This is a genomic window from Allosphingosinicella sp., from assembly GCF_036387615.1.
Lineage (GTDB): Bacteria > Pseudomonadota > Alphaproteobacteria > Sphingomonadales > Sphingomonadaceae > Allosphingosinicella.
Genome location: NZ_DASVTH010000029.1, coordinates 25151 through 42250 on the forward strand (window position 1 = coordinate 25151; position 17100 = coordinate 42250).

Consider the following 17100-nt stretch of genomic DNA (forward strand, 5'->3'; position numbering starts at 1 on the left):
GAGCCTTACCGCGTAAACTTCTCCCCCGCCCCCGCCTTGCGGACGAGGAGGTCGGAGAGGCGGGGGTCGGTGAGGCGGTCCTGCTGGCGGCGGAGGCCCTCGACGATCTTCGGCAGCCCTTCCGAGTCTGCCCAGAACATCGGGCCGCCCCGGTAGACCGGCCAGCCATAGCCGTAGACCCAGACGACATCGATGTCCGACGCGCGCTGGGCCATGCCTTCCTCCAGGATCTTCGCGCCCTCGTTCACCATCGTGTAGAGCGTGCGCTCGATGATCTCCTGATCTGAGATGTCGCGCGGCTGGACGCCTTCGCGGGCGCGAAAATCATCGATGATGCCGGCGACAACCGGGGACGGGGAGGGGCGGCGCTTTTCGTCATAATCGTAGAAGCCGGCGCCCTTCTTCTGCCCCCAGCGATCCATTGCGCAAAGGGCGTCGCGAACATTCTCGACGCGTGACGGATCCCGATGCCAGCCGATGTCGACGCCGGCCAGGTCCGCCATCTGGAACGGGCCCATCGGCATTCCGAACCCGACATGGACGCGGTCGATCTGTTCGGGGGTGGCGCCTTCCAGCAACAGGCTGTTTGCTTCCACCTGGCGCGGCAACAGCATGCGATTGCCGATGAAGCCGTGGCAGACGCCTGCGACCACCGCGACCTTCTTGATCTTCTTGGATAGCTGCATGGCCGTCACCAGTACGTCCGGCGCCGTCTTCGCGCCGCGCACGACTTCGAGCAGCTTCATCACGTTTGCAGGCGAGAAGAAGTGGAGTCCGACCACGTCCTGCGGCCGTGAGGTGCTGGCCGCGATCTCATCGACGTTCAGGTAGGAGGTGTTTGAAGCGAGAATCGCACCCGGCTTGGCGATCGCGTCGAGCTTGCCGAAGATATCCTTCTTCACATCCATGTTTTCGAACACAGCCTCGATGATCAGGTCGCAGTCCGCCAGTGCATTCAGGTCGAGCGCCGGCTTCAGCAGCCCCATGGCGCCCTCGACTTGCTGCGCCGTCATCCGGCCCTTGGCCGCGGTCGCTTCGTAATTCTTGCGCATCACGCCCGTACCGCGGTCGAGGGCGTCCTGCGCCATCTCGACGATGGTGACGGGGATCCCGGCCGACAGGAAGTTCATCGAGATGCCGCCGCCCATCGTGCCGGCGCCGATCACGCCGACGCGGGCGATCGGGCGCGGCTGCGTATCTTCGGGCAGGCCGTCGATCTTGGAGGCCTTGCGTTCGGCGAAGAAGAAATATTGCTGGGCCCGCGCCTGGGTGCCGCTCATCAGCTCCATGAAAAGCTGGCGTTCGGTCAGCACGCCCTCCGCATAGGGTTTCTGCACGGCCGCCTCGATTGCGCGAACATTGTATTCCGGCGCATCGAAGCCCTTCATCTTGCGGGCATTCGCCTTTCGGAACTCCTCGAATATGGCGGGATTGGCGCGAGCTTCGGCAAGCTTGTCGTCATTCTCGCTCGACTTCGGAATGGGGCGGTAATCCGCGACTTCGTGCGCGTAGGCGACCGCATGCTGTTCGAGATCGCCTTCGATGAGCTTGTCGAGCAGGCCGACCTCGTACGCTTCCTTGGCGCCGATTGGATTGCCCGTTGCCGCCATTTCCAGCGCCTTCTGCACGCCCGCGACACGCGGCAGTCGCTGCGTCCCGCCCGCGCCGGGGAGGAGCCCCAGCTTGACCTCGGGGACGCCGAGCTTCGCCGAGGGCACGGCGATCCGGTAATGGGACGCAAGCGCGACCTCCAGGCCGCCTCCGTACGCGGTGCCGTGAATGGCGGCGACGACCGGCTTGGTGCACGCCTCGATTCGATCGACCACCTGCGGGAGCATCGGTTGCGCGAACGCCTTGGGCGTTCCGAACTCGCTGATGTCGGCGCCGGCGAAGAAGGTGTTGCCTTCGCACAGGATCACCACAGCCTTCACCTGATCGTCGGCATCGGCTTCCTCGATCGCCGCGACCAGGCCTTCACGGACGGCATGGCCGAGCGAGTTGACGGGCGGATTGTTGGACCGGACGATCAGGACATCGCCGTGGCGGTTGGTGGTGATCGGGTTCATAAGCTGTCTCCAACTCAGGCCGAGGTCTGGCCATATTCCTGACGATTATAGGGATGCGAGATCGAGAGGCCGCCGTCCACGACGAGGGCGTGGCCGTTGACGTAGCTGCTCTCGTCCGAAGCGAGGAACAGGGCGGCATGGGCGATCTCATCGGGCACGCCGCCGCGTTTTAGCGGGTTGAGGTGGCCGAGCCGGTCCTCTTTGCCGCTCTGCCGGGCCCAATCGTAGAAGGGCTTGGTCATGCCGGTCTCGATCAGGCCCGGGCAGATCGCGTTGACGCGGATGTTTGCGCCGGCAAGCTGGGTTGCGGCAACCTCCACGAGATTGATGACGCCGGCCTTGGACGCCGAATAAGCCGGGCCGCCCGCGCCGGCGCGGATGCCGGCGACGGAGGCCGTGCAGATGATCGAGCCGCCGCGGCGCTCCTTCATGAGTGGCGCGGCATGCTTGATGGCGAGGAACGGGCCGATCAGGTTGACCCGCAGGATTTCGGACCAGTCCTCTGGCGTCTGCTCGAAGATGGAGGCGAGGCCGCCGGAAATTCCGGCGTTCGCGAAGACGATGTCGAGCCCGCCGAACCGGGCCACGGCGCTGCGGATCAGGTGGGCGACATCTTCTTCGCTGCCGGCGTCCGCACGGAGGGGGACGATGTTGTCGCCGCCCTCGGGCTCGTTCACGTCGGCGGCGATGACGTGTGCGCCCTCGGCCGCGAACAGCTGAGCGCTCGCGCGACCGATGCCGGATGCAGCGCCGGTGACGATCGCGACCTTATCCTGAAGCCTCATGGCCGCCTCAGTGTTCCTGCGGAAGCAGGAACCCAGATGCAGCCGCTGAACCGGGCTCCTGCCTTCGCAGGAGCACGGGGCGACGCGGTCACAGCCCCACTCCGATCGTCGAGCCGCCGTCGACGACGATCGTCTGCCCCGTCATGAACGTGGAAGCCGGAGAAGCGAGGAAGACGGCGGCGCCGGCGATCTCGTGCGGCTCGCCGATGCGGCGCATAGGCGTGCCCCGGGTTACGGCCTTGAGCGTGTCCGGATTTTCCCACAGCGCGCGGGCGAAGTCGGTGCGGACGAGGCCAGGGGCGATGCAATTCACGCGGACCTTTGAGGGCCCAAACTCGGCGGCGAGGTTGCGGGCGAGCTGGAAGTCCGCCGCCTTGGAGATGTTGTAGGCGCCGATCACAGTCGAGCTGGTCAGCCCGCCGATCGACGAAACGATGATGATCGAGCCTTCCTTGCGCTCGATCATCTCGGGCGCGACCATCGAGATCAGCCAGTGGTTGGCCAGCACATTGTTGTCGAGAATCTTGCGGAACTGATCGTCCGTGATGCCCGCCATCGGCCCGTAATAAGGGTTGGACGCGGCGTTGCAGACCAGCACGTCGATGCGGCCGAGCTGGCGACGGGTTTCGTCGGCGAGCGTCTGCAGTGCCTCCTTCGATGAAATGTTGGCGGGGACCACGATCGCGGTGCCTTCGCCATGCCTGGCGTTGATCGCCTGCGCCGCTTCCTCGCAGGCCTCGGCTTTGCGGCTGGAGATGACCACCTTGGCACCTTGGTCGGCGAGCGCTTCCGCGATCGCCCGGCCAATGCCGCGTGAGGAGCCGGTGACGATCGCCACTTTGCCGGAGAGGTCGAACAGGTTCATGCCGCTGCTCCTCCGCCGGCGCCGCTCGGCTGCCCCGCCTCGCTGGCGCGAAGGTCGGTCGGGGCGTGCTTGGCGAACTCCATCAGCGCGATGGCGCGATTGTGGACCTCGTCCGGCCCGTCCGCCAGCCGGAGCGTGCGGATCCCGGCCCAGCTATAGGCGAGGCCGAAATCCTGGCTGACGCCGGCGCCGCCATGGGCCTGCACCGCATCGTCGATGATGCGCAGCGCCATGTTGGGCGCGTAGACTTTGATCATCGCGATCTCGAGCTTGGCGGCCTTGTTGCCGGCCTTGTCCATCATGTCGGCGGCCTTGAGGCAGAGCAGGCGCGACATGTCTATGTCGATCCGCGCCGTCGCGACCCGCTGCTCCCAGATCGAGTGCTCGGACAGGCGCTTGCCGAAGGCCACGCGGCTCTGCAGCCGCTTCACCATCGCCGCAAGCGCCTCCTCGGCTGCGCCGATCGTGCGCATGCAATGGTGGATGCGGCCCGGCCCGAGCCGCCCCTGCGCAATCTCGAAGCCGCGACCCTCACCCAGGAGCATGTTGGACGCGGGGATGCGTACGTCCTTGAGCTCAATCTCCATGTGGCCGTGCGGCGCATCGTCATAGCCGTAGACGGTGAGCGCGCGCTCGACGGTGATGCCCGGCGCGTCGAGCGGAACCAGTACCATCGATTGCTGCTGATGCTTGCGCGCCTTGGTGTCGGTCTTTCCCATCACGATCGCGACCTTGCAGCGCGGATCGCCCGCGCCCGACGACCACCATTTGCGGCCGTTCAGGACATAGTCGTCGCCGTCGCGGCGAATCTCGCACTGGATATTGGTAGCATCCGATGAAGCGACGCCCGGCTCCGTCATCAAGAAGGCGGAGCGGATCTCGCCGTTCATCAACGGCCGCAGCCACTGCTCCTTTTGCTCACGCGTGCCGTAGCGGTGGAAAACCTCCATGTTGCCGGTGTCGGGCGCGGAGCAATTGAAGACCTCCGAGGCCCAGCCGATCCGCCCCATTTCCTCAGCGCAAAGCGCATATTCGAGGTTGGTGAGCTGGGTGCCTTCGAACGCAAACGTCTCGTCGACATGCTGGAGCGCGGAACCGGGCGGCATGAACAGGTTCCACAGGCCCGCCGCCTTGGCCTTGGGCTTGAGCTCCTCGATCACCTCGACGGGTTGCCAGCGATCGCCGGCCGCGACCTGGCGTTTGTAGTCGGCAGTGCGGGGCCGAACATGAGTCTCGATGAAGTCGCGGACCCGGTCCCGGTAGAAAGCTTCGCGTTCCGTAAGGGTAAAATCCATCGCGTCGCCTCGCTTGGCTTTACGTGCCCGTCAACCTATGTTTCCGGCTATCCCGGACCCGCATCGGAGACAAGGCCAGTGGCTGATTTGGACCTGTTTAGGCAAGAGACGCGCGCCTGGCTGGATGCCAACTGCCCGCCCGAGATGCGCGAACCGGTGCTGGACGAGAGCGACGCTTGTTGGGGCGGGCGCAACGCGACATTCAAGAGCGAGGCGCAGGAGCGCTGGATGCGGATCATGGCCGAGCGCGGCTGGACCGTGCCCGACTGGCCCAAGGAATATGGCGGAGGCGGGCTCTCGCCGGCCGAAACCAAGATCCTGCGCCAGGAAATGGCGCGGATCGGTGCGCGCAACCCGCTCTACAGTTTCGGCATCTCGATGCTCGGGCCGGCTTTGCTGAAGTACGGCACCGAGGAGCAGAAGAAGCGGTTCCTGACCGAGATCGCGCGCGGCGAGATCCGCTGGTGCCAGGGCTATTCCGAGCCGGGCGCGGGCTCCGACCTCGCTTCGCTGCAGACCAAATGCGAGAACAAGGGCGATCACTGGCTCGTCAACGGCCAGAAGGTCTGGACCTCCTACGCCGACAAGGCGGACTGGATCTTCTGCCTGGTCCGCACCGACCCGCAGGCGCCCAAGCACAAGGGGATCAGCTTCCTCTTGTTCGACATGGCTTCGCCGGGCGTGTCGACCAAGCCGATCCTGCTCATCTCGGGCAACTCGCCCTTCTGCGAGACCTTCTTTGACGATGTGCAAGTGCCCAAGGATCAGATCGTCGGCGAGATCAACCGAGGTTGGGACGTTGCAAAATATCTGCTCGGCCATGAGCGCGAGATGATCAGCGGCATGGGGCTGGGCGGGGGCGGCGGCTCGCTCGGCGAAGCGGTCAAGGACCGGCTCGCCGACGATCCGCTGCTGCGCGCCGACGTTGCGCGGTTCGATGTCGACGCGATGGCGTTCCGGGCCATGTCGGAGCGGTTCATCGACGAGCTCAAGGCCGGGCAGGCGCATCCAGCGCAGCCGAGCATGATGAAATATGCCGGTACCGAGCTCAACAAGGACCGGCACGAACTGGTCATGGCCGCCGGCGGATCGAACGCCCTTGAGTGGGAATCCGAGCGCAGCCGCGGCGGCAAGGCGGCGCGCGAATGGCTGCGCACCAAGGCCAATTCGATCGAAGGCGGCACTAGCGAAATCCAGCTCGGCATCATCGCCAAGCATATTCTCCAGCTGCCGGGGGCTTGAAAGCCCTCTCCCCTTCAGGGGAGAGGGTTGGGAGAGGGGAGTTCGATTGCGAGACCAAGTCCTTCTAGAACGTGCGAAGAGCATGCGACGAGAGCAAACAGGGCCCGAGCAGCGGCTTTGGCTGAATTTGCGCGCCAAGCGCTTCGCCGGCGCGAAGTTCCGTCGCCAGGTCGTGATCGGAAAATTCATTGTCGATTTCGCCTGCCGCACGCCGAAGATGCTTGTCGTAAAAGTCGATGGTGAGACGCATGTCTTGCAAGAAGCCTATGATGCAGGTCGGACGATCTACCTGCGGGAGCAAGGTTACGAGGTTCTCCGCTTCACCAATGCTGAAGTGACCCACAATCTCGATGGTGTGCTGCTGGTCATCCAGCAGGCACTCCAACTCCCCCTCTCCCCGACCCTCTCCCCTGAAGGAGAGAGGGAGAAAGGTGCGCAATGCCGCTCTACCTGACCGAAGACCAGACCATGCTGCGCGATACGGCGCGGGACTTCATGGCGTCGGAGGGCGCGATCGCGTCGCAGTTGCGCAAATATCGGGACATGAACTGCAAGGATGGGTTCGGCCATGCTTTGTGGAGGCAGTTCGGGGAGATGGGCTTCACCGGTATCCTGGTGGAAGAGGGCGATGGCGGACTCGGGCTCGGGCACGTCGAAGCGGGCATCGTAATGGAGGAGATCGGGCGCAACCTGACGCCTTCGCCCTTCCTGATCACGGCCGTGGCGGTGGTGGAGGCGTTGCGCGGGGCGGGCGAGGAGCTTCGCGGGCGCTGGCTTCCCGGCATCCTGGCCGGCGAGACGGTCGCCGCGCTCGCCGTCGACGAAGGTCCCAAGCATCGCCCGCACGACATCGCTATGGCGGCCGAGCGCTCGGGCAACGGCTACAAGCTCACCGGCGAGAAATCGTTCGTAGTCCAGGGCGGATCGGCCGACTTGATCGTGGTCGCGGCGCAGACGGAAGAGGGCACCGCCCTGTTCGCGGTCGAACGCGACGCAGACGGACTCAGCGTCGATCCGGCGCGGCTGGCGGATTCCAGCATGGCCGCGCGGATGCGGTTCGATGGCGTACAAGTGGATGCGCCGATCGGGGATGAGCAGGCGCTGCGGCGCGTGCTGCGGGCCGGCCGGGTCGGCGCCGCGTCCGAGCTGGTCGGGGTCGGCGGCGCGGCGGCGGAGCAGACCGTGGCCTATATCAAGGAGCGCAAGCAGTTCGGGCGCGTGATCGGCGAGTATCAGGCGCTTCAGCACCGCCAGGCCGATCTCTACGCGGAGCTTGAGATTGCCCGCGCGGCGACGCTGAAGGCGCAGCAGTTGCTCGACGAAGGCGATGAGGAAGCCGCGGCCATGAGCCACGTCGCCAAGGCCAAGGCCGGGCGCGTTTCCACGCAGGCCGTTCAGGAAGGCGTGCAGATGTTCGGCGGCGTCGGAATGACGGACGAGTACGACATCGGCCTCTACATGAAACGCGACCGGGTGCTGAACGAACTGTTCGGAGATGCCAACTACCATGCCGATCGGCTGGCACGGATGAAGGGTTACTAAGCTGGCGCTCGATCCCGAAACCTTCGACGCGCTGCTCGGCGCAATCCGTCGCTTCGTCGCGGAGCGGCTGCGCCCGCTCGAAGACCAGGTCGACCGCGAGGACGAGGTCCCGACCGAGATCGTGCAGGAAATGCGCGAGATGGGCCTGTTCGGGCTGTCAATCCCGGAGGAGCATGGCGGCTTAGCGCTGTCGATGACCGAGGAAGTGCGGGTCGCGCTCGAGCTGGGCCGCACCACGCCGGCCTTCCGTTCCGTGTTCGGGACCAATGTCGGCATCGGCAGCCAGGGCCTGATCATGGCCGGTACCGATGCGCAGAAGGCCGAGTGGCTGCCGCGCATCGCGAGCGGCGAGATCATCACCAGCTTCGCATTGACGGAACCCGGCGCGGGCTCCGACAGCGCGTCCGTCCAGACCCGCGCCGTCCGCGACGGCGAGGTTTATCGGCTGTCCGGCACGAAGCGCTACATCACCAATGCCGACAAGGCGTCGCTGTTCACCGTCATGGCCCGAACCGGCGGGGAGGGCGCGCGCGGCGTTTCGGCCTTCCTTGTGCCTGCGGACCTGCCGGGGGTCAGCATCGGCCGGCCCGAGCGCAAGATGGGCCAGCAGGGCGCGCATGTCTGCGACGTCAACTTCGACGATGTGGTCGTTCCCGCCGCCAATCGGCTCGGCGAAGAAGGGGAGGGCTTCAAGATCGCCATGCGCGTGCTCGATCGCGGGCGGCTGCACATTGCGGCGGTCTGCGTCGGCATCGCGGAGCGGCTGATTGGCGATGCGGTCGCTTATGCGAGCGAACGGCGCCAGTTCGGCAAGCCGATCGGGGAGCATCAACTCGTTCAGGCGATGATCGCGGATTCCAAGACGGAGACGATGGCGGCGCGGGCGCTGGTGCTGGAATCGGCCGCGCTCAAGGATGCCGGCCAGCCGATCACGCTCGAGGCCGCGGCCGCCAAATATTTCGCGAGCGAGACCGTCGGCCGCGTCGCGGACCGCACAGTCCAGATCTACGGCGGGGCCGGCTACATCGCCGACTACGGCATCGAACGGCTGTACCGCGACGTACGCCTGTTCCGGATTTATGAAGGGACGAGCCAGGTCCAGCAGCTCGTCATCGCGCGAGAGACGATGAGGCGCGGCGGCTGAGCTTTCCTGTTCGTCATGCCGGACTTGATCCGGCATCAACCTCTTTCCGGAGCTGCTGAAGAAGTTGGACGCCCGATCAAGTCCGGGGTGATGACTTTTGGTCGTCGCGGCGGATCAGCAGGTTCATGCGCGCGGCGGCGATCGGTTTCGTTCGGTCGCTCTGCCAGCAATGCGCCTCGACATTCGCGACGCGAGCACCGAGGCGTGTGATCACTGCGCTCGCATAGGTATCGTGGTCGACGCCGCCGCGCATGAAATCGACGGTGACGTTGATCGGCTTCACCTGCACGGGTTCGTCAGCGAGAGCATCATACAGAGCGCCAAGCGCCGCGAATTCGAGCAAGCCCGCAATTGCGCCCCGATGCAGGTAACCGGGTCGGCCCACCACTTGCTCTTGAAACGGCATGACCCATAACAGGGCTCCATCGTCAGCGCGCTCCGTGCGCAGGCCGAGCAGGTCGGCATAGGGTGGAAGAGTTCGCATCCTGGTCAGAAGGCGCAGCGCTGGTCGCGGGCGACGAAATGAAGGTCCGCGAACGCCGCTCGAGCGCTGCCGCCGCTATTGTCGGTATCGCTCGCCAAGGCCAGCTGCGTGACACTGCCGGGCACTCCGCCGAAGGCGCGGGCGAAATCGGCGGCGATGTCGGCCCGCTCGCCCACCCACTTGCCCGCGCGTGCGGCGCCGGTCTCCGCGACGATCAACTCGGCGCGGTCGGTGTAGGCGCTCCTGGCGCGCGTACCTACGGCGTGCTTGTTGTCCCAGACATAGTTCAGCGCCGCGTCCGGCAGGTTGCCGCCGAACATGCGCCGGCCGAGGCTCAGCTTCAGTCTCGTGCCCGCGCTCAGCTTATCGTCGGGAATGTCGAACGAGACATAGATGCGCGCCGCATAATCGTCGCCGCGCTTGGTCCGCATGTCGGCCTTGGCGACCGGCGCATCGACCAGCCAGCGCCAGCACAGGACGGGCGTCCGGGCGAGGTCCACGCGCAGCGGCCGGGCGAGCAGGGCCATGCTCTTGTTCGCTCTCGCCTCGATCGCGCCCACTCCGGCGACCCTCGCCCCACGGTAGACGGTAGCGGGAACCTTCTTGTTCAACAGGACCACGCGCCAGGGGGCAGGCGGGGCCCCTTCGCCGGAGAAGCGGCCGACCCAAAGCGGGCTTGCGGCGGCGGCAACGGCGAGGAGAAGCATCATAACAGGTCCTGCACCAGCTCGAGATCGGCTGGTTGGTCAACGTCGCGCAGCGTATCCCCGATCCACAGGGACCAGCCGAGCGCCTGAATACGCGCGATGGTGTCCACAGCAACGGCTGGGCCGCTCCAGCCGATCCCGGCGAACAGGCTGGGATCGAAGCGCTTCAGCCCGAGCAGTGCATAGCCCCCATCTTCGGTCGGGTGGATCGCGGCGTCATGGCGTTCCAGAGCGCGCGCGGCCGCCCGCAGCCGATTGCGGTCCAGGCCAGGGCAATCTGTGCCGATCAGCAGGATGTTCTCGCCGGTGAGAGTGACGCGCCTGGCCGCGCGCGCGAGGCGCTCGCCGAGATCGCCTCCGCCCTGATCGGTATAGCGGATTTCCGACTTGGGCAGGAACGGCTTCCACTCCTCGTCAAAGGGGTGCGGCGTTGCGCACAGCTCCGGGATCGCGAGTCGAGCCGCTTCGGCTTCCGCCACCGTGCGTTCCAGCATGCGCCGGGCAAGCCGCGCCGCGCCGATTTCGCCGAGGGCAGGGGCAAGCCGTGTCTTGGCCTGCCCCGGCACCGGCGCCTTGGCGAAGATGACGATCCGCGTCCGCCTCACCCGCGGCGCCAGCGGTGACAGCTCATGGCCGCTTCTCCGCCCGGCCGTTGCTCATTGCGAGCATCTATTCGCTCGACCGATGACCGTGCCGGGTCGGTTCTCATCCACGTAGCGCCACGACAAGCTCCAGGCGGTTCCCGTCCGCGCCGCTCTCGTAGCTCAGGACATCCGCCCAGGCGCGGACGATCGCCAGGCCTGCGCCACCGCCGCGCGCTTTCTCCGGGGGAACAGCTTGAGCGGTTCTCGGGTCGAAGGAATCGCCGGCGTCGACGAGGATGATGCGCACGCTCCTGCCCTCCAATGCCATGCTGACTTCAGCCGAAGGGGAGCCGCCATGTTCCACAACGTTGGTCACGAGCTCCTCGACCAGGATGCACAAGCGGGCGGCGTCGCCGGTGGCGAGCTTGGCCGCGGTGGCAAAGTCGCGAGCCGCGTCGCACGCCGCACCCGGAGTTACGCCGGGCGCAAGTACCTGCACGATCTCTGAAGAATTGGATTCGCGCTCCCCCATTCGATGCCGTATGTCACGGACGAGGGCGGCTGTGGAGACTCTGGATGAAGTACAAAGTGGCTGCGCTCCTTCTGATCGGCATTGCGGCGACCCAGCCAGCCTGGGCGGAGATCGGCCGGGTGAAACGCACACTCGGCATTGCGCTTGTGCAACGTGGGGCAGCAAGGCTTCCCGCGGCACCGGGCCTTCAGCTCCAGAAGGGCGACACCCTTATCACGGGGAAGGACGGCCGGATGGCGCTGACCTTCATCGACAACACCCGCTTCGCGCTCGGGCCGAACAGCCGCGTCTCGGTCAATGAGTATCTGTTTGATCGGCGTACTCAGCGCGGTCAGTTTCTCACCCAGGTGAACCGCGGCTCGCTGGCGGTCGTATCGGGCCAGATCGCCAAGTCGGACCGCGATGCGATGAAGGTGCGGACTCCGACATCGCTGCTGGGCGTTCGCGGCACCCGCTTCGTGGTGGCGGTTCCCTGATGCGAGCAGCGGGAGGGTTGCTCAGCGCCGCACTCCTTGTTGCGGGCTGCGCCGGACCCTCCTTGCTGCTGCTTCCCGATGAGGGCGGCAGCCAGGGTGCTGTCGCGGTACTTGAAGCGCGAGGCCGGGCTCAGGAAACCGTGGTAGCGCAGGGGAACAGCCGCACCAGGCTGGGTTCCGCGCGGCCCGTCACCCGCGCCGTTGACCCCGCGCGACTGACCGCAGCCGAGCGTGCTCTGCTCGCCGATCTGCCCCCGGCACCTGCGAGTTTCACGCTGTATTTCCTTGAAGGGACCGTCCGCCTCACGCCTGACTCGCAGGCGGCGGTCGCCGCGCTGCGGGCCGAGGTCGCGCGCCGCCTGGGTGCAGAGGTGCAGGTCACCGGGCATACCGACCGAGAGGGCTCCGAAGAGGACAACGACCGGCTGTCGCAGCGTCGCGCCGAGGAGATACTCGCCGTCCTCGCCGGGGAAGGTATCCCGCGCGAGCTTATGACGGCGGTCGGCCGCGGCGAGCGCCAGCTCCGCGTGCCGACGCCCGACGGCTTGGCCGAGCCCGCCAACCGACGGGTCGAGGTCATTGTCCGCTAGCCGACGTAGCGCAAGACCATCACCGTAAGATCGTCGCCTGCTTCGGCGCCGGCCTCGAAGCCGCGCACCGATTGGACCAGCCCCTCGACGATCTCATCCGCGCGGGCGCCGCGTCCTTCAGCGACTGTGGCAAGAGCCAGCGCGCGACCGTAGAACGCACCTTTGGGGTCCTGAGCTTCGGTGACGCCGTCGGTCATCAGGACCAGCGCTTCGCCAGGCTGAAGTCTCAACGTCTCGACCGGCCACGGATAGTCGACGATGCAGAAGGGCGGGCCACCCTCCATCTTCACCCCCTCGACGCTCCCGTCGGAACGAAGGCGGATCGGATCCTCGTGGCCCGCATTCACCAGTTCGAGCTCGCCGGTCGCAAGATCGATCACGCCCAGCAGCATCGTGACGCCGCTGTCGCCGTTGCCGCGCGATAATTCTTCGTTCAACATCGCCGCCGCCCCGGCAAGGTCCCGCTCTCGCAGCACCACGCTTTTCGAAAGCGCCTTGGAGACCGCCATGAACAGCGAAGCGGGAACGCCCTTTCCGGTGACATCGGCGACCGTGAAGGCGATCCGATCCGCAGACAGCCGAACCGCGTCGTAGAAGTCACCGCCGACCGAGCGAGCGGGTTCCAGGGCGGCGGCGAGGTCGAGTCTCGGATCGAGCTGCGCGAGCTCGGCACGGGGCGGCAGCATTCCGAGCTGGATGGTCCGCGCCGCGTCAAGCTCGGCCGCGGTGGCCGCCGCAGCGACGCGTTCGTCGACCAGTTGTTCACGCAGGCTCTCACGCTCGCGCCGCGCCTGTGCGAACATGCCAAGGCTCAGCCCCGCCGCGGCACCGCCGCCAAGTGCGAGCGGCGGCAGCGGATCGAGGAGCAGGGACCAATAGTCGAACGCGGCCCATGACAGGCCGACCACTATGCCTCCGGCGAGCGGCAGCGAGATCGCGGCGCGCCTCGGCTGGGTGATCAAGGCAAGGGCCATCAGGACCAGCAGCGCCGCTGCGCCCCATTCCGCGGCAGGTGTCCAGCCGGGCCGGCTGAGCCAGCCGTTTCCGCCAAGGATCGCGTCCACCGCCTGCGCGTGGACAAAGACCCCGAAGCTCTCGGCAGCAAGCGGCGTCGCCACGATGTCGGCGGTTCCCTCCGCCGCCAGTCCAACCAGCACCACCTTTCCGGCGAAAGCGTTCCCCGGAAAATCGCGCCGCATTACGTCGACGGCCGAGGTCACCTGCCGGGCCGGAAATTCGCCGAATCGCAGGATCATTCGCCCTTGGCGATCGGTTGGGACGCGGCTGCCGCCCAGTGCAATCGTGCCAGGCGCCGCGTCTATCCTGTCCGCCTCCAGCGCGACCCGTGCGAGTTCGAGCGCGAAGCCCGGCATCGGCTGCCCGCCCACTTTCGCCACCATCGGCAGGCGGCGCACGACGCCGTCGCCATCGGGTGCGCCGTTTATCAGTCCGTGGCCGAGCGCCACCTCATCCAGTTCGGCGATGTTGGTGAGCGCCTGCGGGTACTCGGCGACCGCGGAGGGAAGTGTCCCGGCAAATGTCGCTTCGACCGGGAGGTCCGATGGGATGCCGCCGCCCCCCTGGAGACCTGCCCGGGCGAGCACCACCGGCGCGCGCCCGATCACTTCACCGAACAACTGGTCCATCGGCTTCTGGCTTCTGAGCTCGGCCGCGGCCGCGGGGCTCAGCTCCGGGTAAAGGTCGGCCACGATGTCGGGCCGCACCCGATCAGGCTCGGCGAATATCATGTCGAACCCGATCGCAGCGGCGCCCCGCGCGGCGATCTCTTCGGTCAACCGAGCAAGATGATAGCGCGGCCAGGGCCAGGGACCGCCGGCTGCAAGGCTTTCGGGATCGATCACCACCACGTGAACTTTCGTCGCGGCAATGTCGCGGGGTCCGAGGCGCTGCCAGGCGTCGAACAGCGGCCGGCTCAACGCCCCGTTGCTGACGAGCAGCAGCAGGCCCGCCGCGAGCGCGCCTGCAAGCCCCGCAATGCGGATGCGGAGGAGCCGCCGCCCGGGTTCAGAGACGGGCTTGAAGGCCGTCATAGGCGCACAGCACCTCCAGCGCCGGGCCGCAACGCGTCAGCTCCTCGTATCGGAGGGTCTCCGCATGCAGCCGCTGAATGTCCTCGTCGCTATAGATCGGCTCATGGTGGAACAGGGCGAGCCGCTTCGCCTGTGCCGCATGGCAAAGGTCCACAGTGACGATGTTGCTGGAATGACCCCAATCCTCCTTCATCGATACGCTGTCGGCGAGCGAATACATGGTGTCGCAGATGACGAGATCGGCCTCGCGGAAGAAGCGGACGATCTCTGCCTCGCTCTCCATGCTGTCGATCTTGTGCTCGCTGTCGGTGCTGAACACGAGGGTCTTACCAGCGGCGTTGGTGAACCGGTATCCGTAGCTGGAATGCGAGTGATGCTGCTCCATCACCTCCACGTCCAGACCGTCGACGTGGTAACGTTCCCCCGCCTTGACGGTGATGAACTCGATCCTGGCTCGGAGCCAATCGAACGGCACCGGGAAGGATATCGCTTCCTGCTGGCGGCGTAGCGCTTCCTCAGCGTCGGAATGTCCGGAATGGATCACGATCCGAGCCTCGGGGTCGAAGGCCGGCGCGAAAAAGGGGAACCCCATGATGTGGTCCCAGTGGAGATGGGACATGAAGAAGTTGTAGGTCCGGGCGTGACCGCTCGCGCACCGCTTGAGCGCGCTGATCCCGAATTCGCGGAGTCCGCTCCCCATGTCGCAGACGAAGAAGGGCCCGCCCTCCACCTCCAATTCGACGCAGGTGGTGGCGCCGCCATAGGTGCCGCCGGTGGCGAAATCGAGCTCGGCCTCGACGAACGCCTCGGCTTCGGCTTGGCCGGAGAAGCTGCGTCCCTTGGCTGCAACAAGCGCGAGCGCGATCTTGCGCCGGATCGCGGGCCCGGTCTGAGCAACCGGGAGCGAACCCCTTGTGCCCCAAAAGTTCACCAGCATATCACCGCTTCCCCCCAGAGCGCCGGCCTACAAGGCGGCTTCGACCGTGTCGCAAATGGCGAATAGCTTGTCGTAGCGGCTGATCGCCAGAATCTCGCGCATGATCTCGTTCGGTGAGGCGAGGGCGATGGTAACGCCCGCTGCTTCGGCCTCGCGCTTGCCCAATGTGAGTGCCCGCAAGCCACGTGAGGACATGTACTCGACGCTGGAGAAATCGACGACGAGCTTCCTTGAAGGCAAAGCCGCCGCTCTGGCTACGCAAGCGGTGAGGCAGGCGGCGAAATCTTGCCAGCTCGCCTCGTCGATTCGCCCTCGCGGCCTCGCGATGGCGGTCCCTCCACGCTCCTCAATCGACCAGTCCATGCCGCCCCCGTGTCTCCGCTTTATCGAGACTAACGAAGAAGCCCTGCCGGTGAAACCGGCTCGTGCGCAAGCTACGGGGCGGCGACCGGGGCGGTATTCGTGCCGCAAGAATTGCTTCTGGTTGAATGGCCGCTTCCATTCCCCTGTTTTGCTCCTGAGCGGCGGCCGGTGGCCCGGATCAGATCAGAGCAGCTGCTGTACGGCATCGGAAAGGCTTTCTTCCATTGAGCGGTGGCACCGGTTTCTGAAGCTCGGGGCGGCGGCGAGGGCGCGGCCTGCGAGACCCTCGTTTTCGTAGGCATCGATCAGCGACCGGGCAAACGGGTCAGGTTTGATGTCCGTCATCGAGACCATGCCGCCCACCGAGAGTCCGGTGACCGCTTTGGCATAGTGGACCTTCTCCAGATCGAAGTGGCAGATGACTTGCGGAATGCCTGAAAGGAGAGCGGAGCAAACAAAGCCGTGCCCTCCATGTGAGAGCAGCAAGCGCGAGCGTGCCGCGATCCCGGAAAAGGAAAGCGGTTTGTCTTCGACAAAAAAGCCCAACGAGGCGAGCTTCTCCCGATAACCAGTGGAGACGCTGGACACGTATACCCGTATCGGCAGCTTGGACTCGGCAAGTCCCCGCCAGATTGGCGCGTCAACCTGGACCTGTTCGGGCATGTAGACGAAAATCTCTTCGCCGCCGCTCGCTGTCTCGGGAAAGCCTCCCCCAAGGACAGGCGCCAACAGCGGCTCCGAACGCCAGCTTCGATACGGGTCCAGCTCAGCGAAGCTGCAGGCGAGTTCGCGTTCCGCAGCGAAGATCCCTGGCAGGCTCGCAAGCGGGGAGAGGCCCGTGCGTTTCAAAGCGACATTGACCCCGCCGAGAAGAGTATCCTCGTCGTGGGTGGCAGGTCGGCCGGACAAGCTCGGAAAGCTCGTCATTACGGAGGGCGGCACTCCGAATCCGGTGCCGATGCTCACCGTCGGGCAACGCTGGCGGGCTGCGGTCAGCAGGAAGGGACCGTAATCCGAGATAACGAGGTCAGGCTGGATCGCGTCCAGCATTTGAGCCCATCCGCGCAGCAGGGCTTCCACGATGTCCGCGTCGTCCAAGCCCAAGCGGCCCAGTATGTCGCCCATCGTAGCGGGCGCTCCAGTACGGGGCTTGCTGGTGCTGATCAGCAGGCGAGGGGTGATCGGGGTCTGCCAAACCGGCGAGCCGCACCTTTGCTCGGCGGTGAGCGCATCGACGCGCTGCATCGCAAAGCTGATTTGGTGGCCGCGGGCGCGCAGAGCCTTGGAGATACCAACAAGGGTCAGCGCATGGCCGCGGTTTGCACCAAGTTCCCAGCCGAGCAGAATGTGCGCCATCTGGGATGGGTTTCCTCATGCAGGCTCTGAGAGGGAAATGTCAGATCCAGGATATGACAGATGTCCGCTTCAAGCGAACAA

The 17100-nt window shown here is 65.9% G+C and carries 18 protein-coding genes; 6 read left to right on the plus strand and 12 right to left on the minus strand.

Annotation, left to right across the window (positions count from 1 at the left end; genetic code table 11):
• Positions 1 to 5: 5 nt before the first annotated feature.
• The 4 genes from VF631_RS04940 to VF631_RS04955 form a co-directional block, all read right to left on the minus strand.
• Entirely contained in the window at positions 6 to 2066 is a 2061-nt protein-coding gene (locus VF631_RS04940) for a 3-hydroxyacyl-CoA dehydrogenase NAD-binding domain-containing protein (protein WP_431849167.1), read from the minus strand.
• A 14-nt stretch (positions 2067 to 2080) separates the two neighbouring features.
• The gene (locus VF631_RS04945; protein WP_431849168.1) at positions 2081 to 2851 is read right to left on the minus strand and encodes an SDR family NAD(P)-dependent oxidoreductase; all 771 of its coding nucleotides are present in this window, start codon (positions 2849 to 2851) and stop codon (positions 2081 to 2083) included.
• An 88-nt stretch (positions 2852 to 2939) separates the two neighbouring features.
• The gene (locus tag VF631_RS04950; RefSeq protein ID WP_431849169.1) at positions 2940 to 3716 is read right to left on the minus strand and encodes an SDR family NAD(P)-dependent oxidoreductase; all 777 of its coding nucleotides are present in this window, start codon (positions 3714 to 3716) and stop codon (positions 2940 to 2942) included.
• Positions 3713 to 5011: an acyl-CoA dehydrogenase family protein gene (locus VF631_RS04955; protein ID WP_431849170.1), complete on the minus strand. Its 1299-nt coding sequence runs from the start codon at positions 5009 to 5011 to the stop codon at positions 3713 to 3715. The genes VF631_RS04950 and VF631_RS04955 overlap by 4 nt, the downstream gene beginning before the upstream one ends.
• 78 nt (positions 5012 to 5089) lie before the next feature.
• Here VF631_RS04955 and VF631_RS04960 point away from each other — a divergent pair, with 78 nt between their 5' ends.
• The 4 genes from VF631_RS04960 to VF631_RS04975 are packed head-to-tail and all read left to right on the plus strand — an operon-like array spanning position 5090 to position 8939.
• Complete coding sequence (locus VF631_RS04960) at positions 5090 to 6253, plus strand: acyl-CoA dehydrogenase family protein (protein ID WP_431849171.1); 1164 nt, start codon at positions 5090 to 5092, stop codon at positions 6251 to 6253.
• Between the two features lie 46 nt (positions 6254 to 6299).
• Positions 6300 to 6707 (plus strand): endonuclease domain-containing protein, encoded by a 408-nt coding sequence (locus tag VF631_RS04965; protein ID WP_431849172.1) that lies wholly within the window; start codon positions 6300 to 6302, stop codon positions 6705 to 6707.
• Positions 6692 to 7795, plus strand: coding sequence for an acyl-CoA dehydrogenase family protein (locus tag VF631_RS04970; RefSeq protein WP_431849173.1), 1104 nt, complete (start codon positions 6692 to 6694; stop codon positions 7793 to 7795). Before VF631_RS04965 ends, VF631_RS04970 begins: the two co-directional genes overlap by 16 nt.
• A 1-nt stretch (position 7796) precedes the next feature.
• Positions 7797 to 8939 (plus strand): acyl-CoA dehydrogenase family protein, encoded by a 1143-nt coding sequence (locus VF631_RS04975; protein ID WP_431849247.1) that lies wholly within the window; start codon positions 7797 to 7799, stop codon positions 8937 to 8939.
• 76 nt (positions 8940 to 9015) lie between these two features.
• On the opposite strand, the gene VF631_RS04980 is transcribed toward VF631_RS04975, so the two are convergent.
• The 4 genes from VF631_RS04980 to VF631_RS04995 all read right to left on the minus strand — a co-directional run bounded on the left by VF631_RS04980 (position 9016) and on the right by VF631_RS04995 (position 11246).
• Positions 9016 to 9423: a PaaI family thioesterase gene (locus tag VF631_RS04980; protein WP_431849174.1), complete on the minus strand. Its 408-nt coding sequence runs from the start codon at positions 9421 to 9423 to the stop codon at positions 9016 to 9018.
• A gap of 5 nt (positions 9424 to 9428) precedes the next feature.
• On the minus strand, positions 9429 to 10133 hold the full coding sequence (locus VF631_RS04985) for a DUF3047 domain-containing protein (RefSeq protein ID WP_431849175.1): 705 nt from the start codon (positions 10131 to 10133) through the stop codon (positions 9429 to 9431).
• Positions 10130 to 10735 (minus strand): TIGR04282 family arsenosugar biosynthesis glycosyltransferase, encoded by a 606-nt coding sequence (locus tag VF631_RS04990; RefSeq protein ID WP_431849176.1) that lies wholly within the window; start codon positions 10733 to 10735, stop codon positions 10130 to 10132. The genes VF631_RS04985 and VF631_RS04990 overlap by 4 nt, the downstream gene beginning before the upstream one ends.
• Before the next feature lie 100 nt (positions 10736 to 10835).
• Entirely contained in the window at positions 10836 to 11246 is a 411-nt protein-coding gene (locus tag VF631_RS04995) for an ATP-binding protein (protein WP_431849177.1), read from the minus strand.
• Positions 11247 to 11290: 44 nt separating this feature from the next.
• Between VF631_RS04995 and VF631_RS05000 the strand changes: the two genes are divergently transcribed.
• Together VF631_RS05000 and VF631_RS05005 are read left to right on the plus strand one after the other, a co-directional pair.
• Positions 11291 to 11722 (plus strand): FecR family protein, encoded by a 432-nt coding sequence (locus VF631_RS05000; RefSeq protein WP_431849178.1) that lies wholly within the window; start codon positions 11291 to 11293, stop codon positions 11720 to 11722.
• A gap of 62 nt (positions 11723 to 11784) precedes the next feature.
• A complete protein-coding gene (locus VF631_RS05005) occupies positions 11785 to 12312 on the plus strand; it encodes an OmpA family protein (RefSeq protein ID WP_431849179.1) in 528 nt (175 codons plus the stop codon).
• Here the strand turns inward: VF631_RS05005 and VF631_RS05010 are convergent.
• The 4 genes from VF631_RS05010 to VF631_RS05025 form a co-directional block, all read right to left on the minus strand.
• Positions 12309 to 14363 carry a CHASE2 domain-containing protein gene (locus VF631_RS05010; RefSeq protein WP_431849180.1) on the minus strand — a complete coding sequence of 685 codons (2055 nt, stop codon included), beginning with the start codon at positions 14361 to 14363 and terminating at the stop codon, positions 12309 to 12311. The genes VF631_RS05005 and VF631_RS05010 overlap by 4 nt on opposite strands.
• Positions 14338 to 15300, minus strand: coding sequence for an MBL fold metallo-hydrolase (locus VF631_RS05015; RefSeq protein WP_431849181.1), 963 nt, complete (start codon positions 15298 to 15300; stop codon positions 14338 to 14340). Before VF631_RS05015 ends, VF631_RS05010 begins: the two co-directional genes overlap by 26 nt.
• Before the next feature lie 27 nt (positions 15301 to 15327).
• Entirely contained in the window at positions 15328 to 15663 is a 336-nt protein-coding gene (locus VF631_RS05020; RefSeq protein WP_431849182.1) for an STAS domain-containing protein, read from the minus strand.
• A 183-nt stretch (positions 15664 to 15846) separates the two neighbouring features.
• On the minus strand, positions 15847 to 17019 hold the full coding sequence (locus VF631_RS05025; RefSeq protein WP_431849183.1) for a glycosyltransferase: 1173 nt from the start codon (positions 17017 to 17019) through the stop codon (positions 15847 to 15849).
• Positions 17020 to 17100: the final 81 nt, after the last annotated feature.

Coding starts and splice junctions, on each gene's coding strand:
- VF631_RS04940 (WP_431849167.1), bottom strand. CDS start 2,066: ATGAACCCGATCACCACCAACCGCCACGGCGATGTCCTGATCGTCCGG.
- VF631_RS04945 (WP_431849168.1), bottom strand. CDS start 2,851: ATGAGGCTTCAGGATAAGGTCGCGATCGTCACCGGCGCTGCATCCGGC.
- VF631_RS04950 (WP_431849169.1), bottom strand. CDS start 3,716: ATGAACCTGTTCGACCTCTCCGGCAAAGTGGCGATCGTCACCGGCTCC.
- VF631_RS04955 (WP_431849170.1), bottom strand. CDS start 5,011: ATGGATTTTACCCTTACGGAACGCGAAGCTTTCTACCGGGACCGGGTC.
- VF631_RS04970 (WP_431849173.1), top strand. CDS start 6,692: ATGCCGCTCTACCTGACCGAAGACCAGACCATGCTGCGCGATACGGCG.
- VF631_RS04980 (WP_431849174.1), bottom strand. CDS start 9,423: ATGCGAACTCTTCCACCCTATGCCGACCTGCTCGGCCTGCGCACGGAG.
- VF631_RS04985 (WP_431849175.1), bottom strand. CDS start 10,133: ATGATGCTTCTCCTCGCCGTTGCCGCCGCCGCAAGCCCGCTTTGGGTC.
- VF631_RS04995 (WP_431849177.1), bottom strand. CDS start 11,246: ATGGGGGAGCGCGAATCCAATTCTTCAGAGATCGTGCAGGTACTTGCG.
- VF631_RS05000 (WP_431849178.1), top strand. CDS start 11,291: ATGAAGTACAAAGTGGCTGCGCTCCTTCTGATCGGCATTGCGGCGACC.
- VF631_RS05010 (WP_431849180.1), bottom strand. CDS start 14,363: ATGACGGCCTTCAAGCCCGTCTCTGAACCCGGGCGGCGGCTCCTCCGC.
- VF631_RS05015 (WP_431849181.1), bottom strand. CDS start 15,300: ATGCTGGTGAACTTTTGGGGCACAAGGGGTTCGCTCCCGGTTGCTCAG.
- VF631_RS05020 (WP_431849182.1), bottom strand. CDS start 15,663: ATGGACTGGTCGATTGAGGAGCGTGGAGGGACCGCCATCGCGAGGCCG.
- VF631_RS05025 (WP_431849183.1), bottom strand. CDS start 17,019: ATGGCGCACATTCTGCTCGGCTGGGAACTTGGTGCAAACCGCGGCCAT.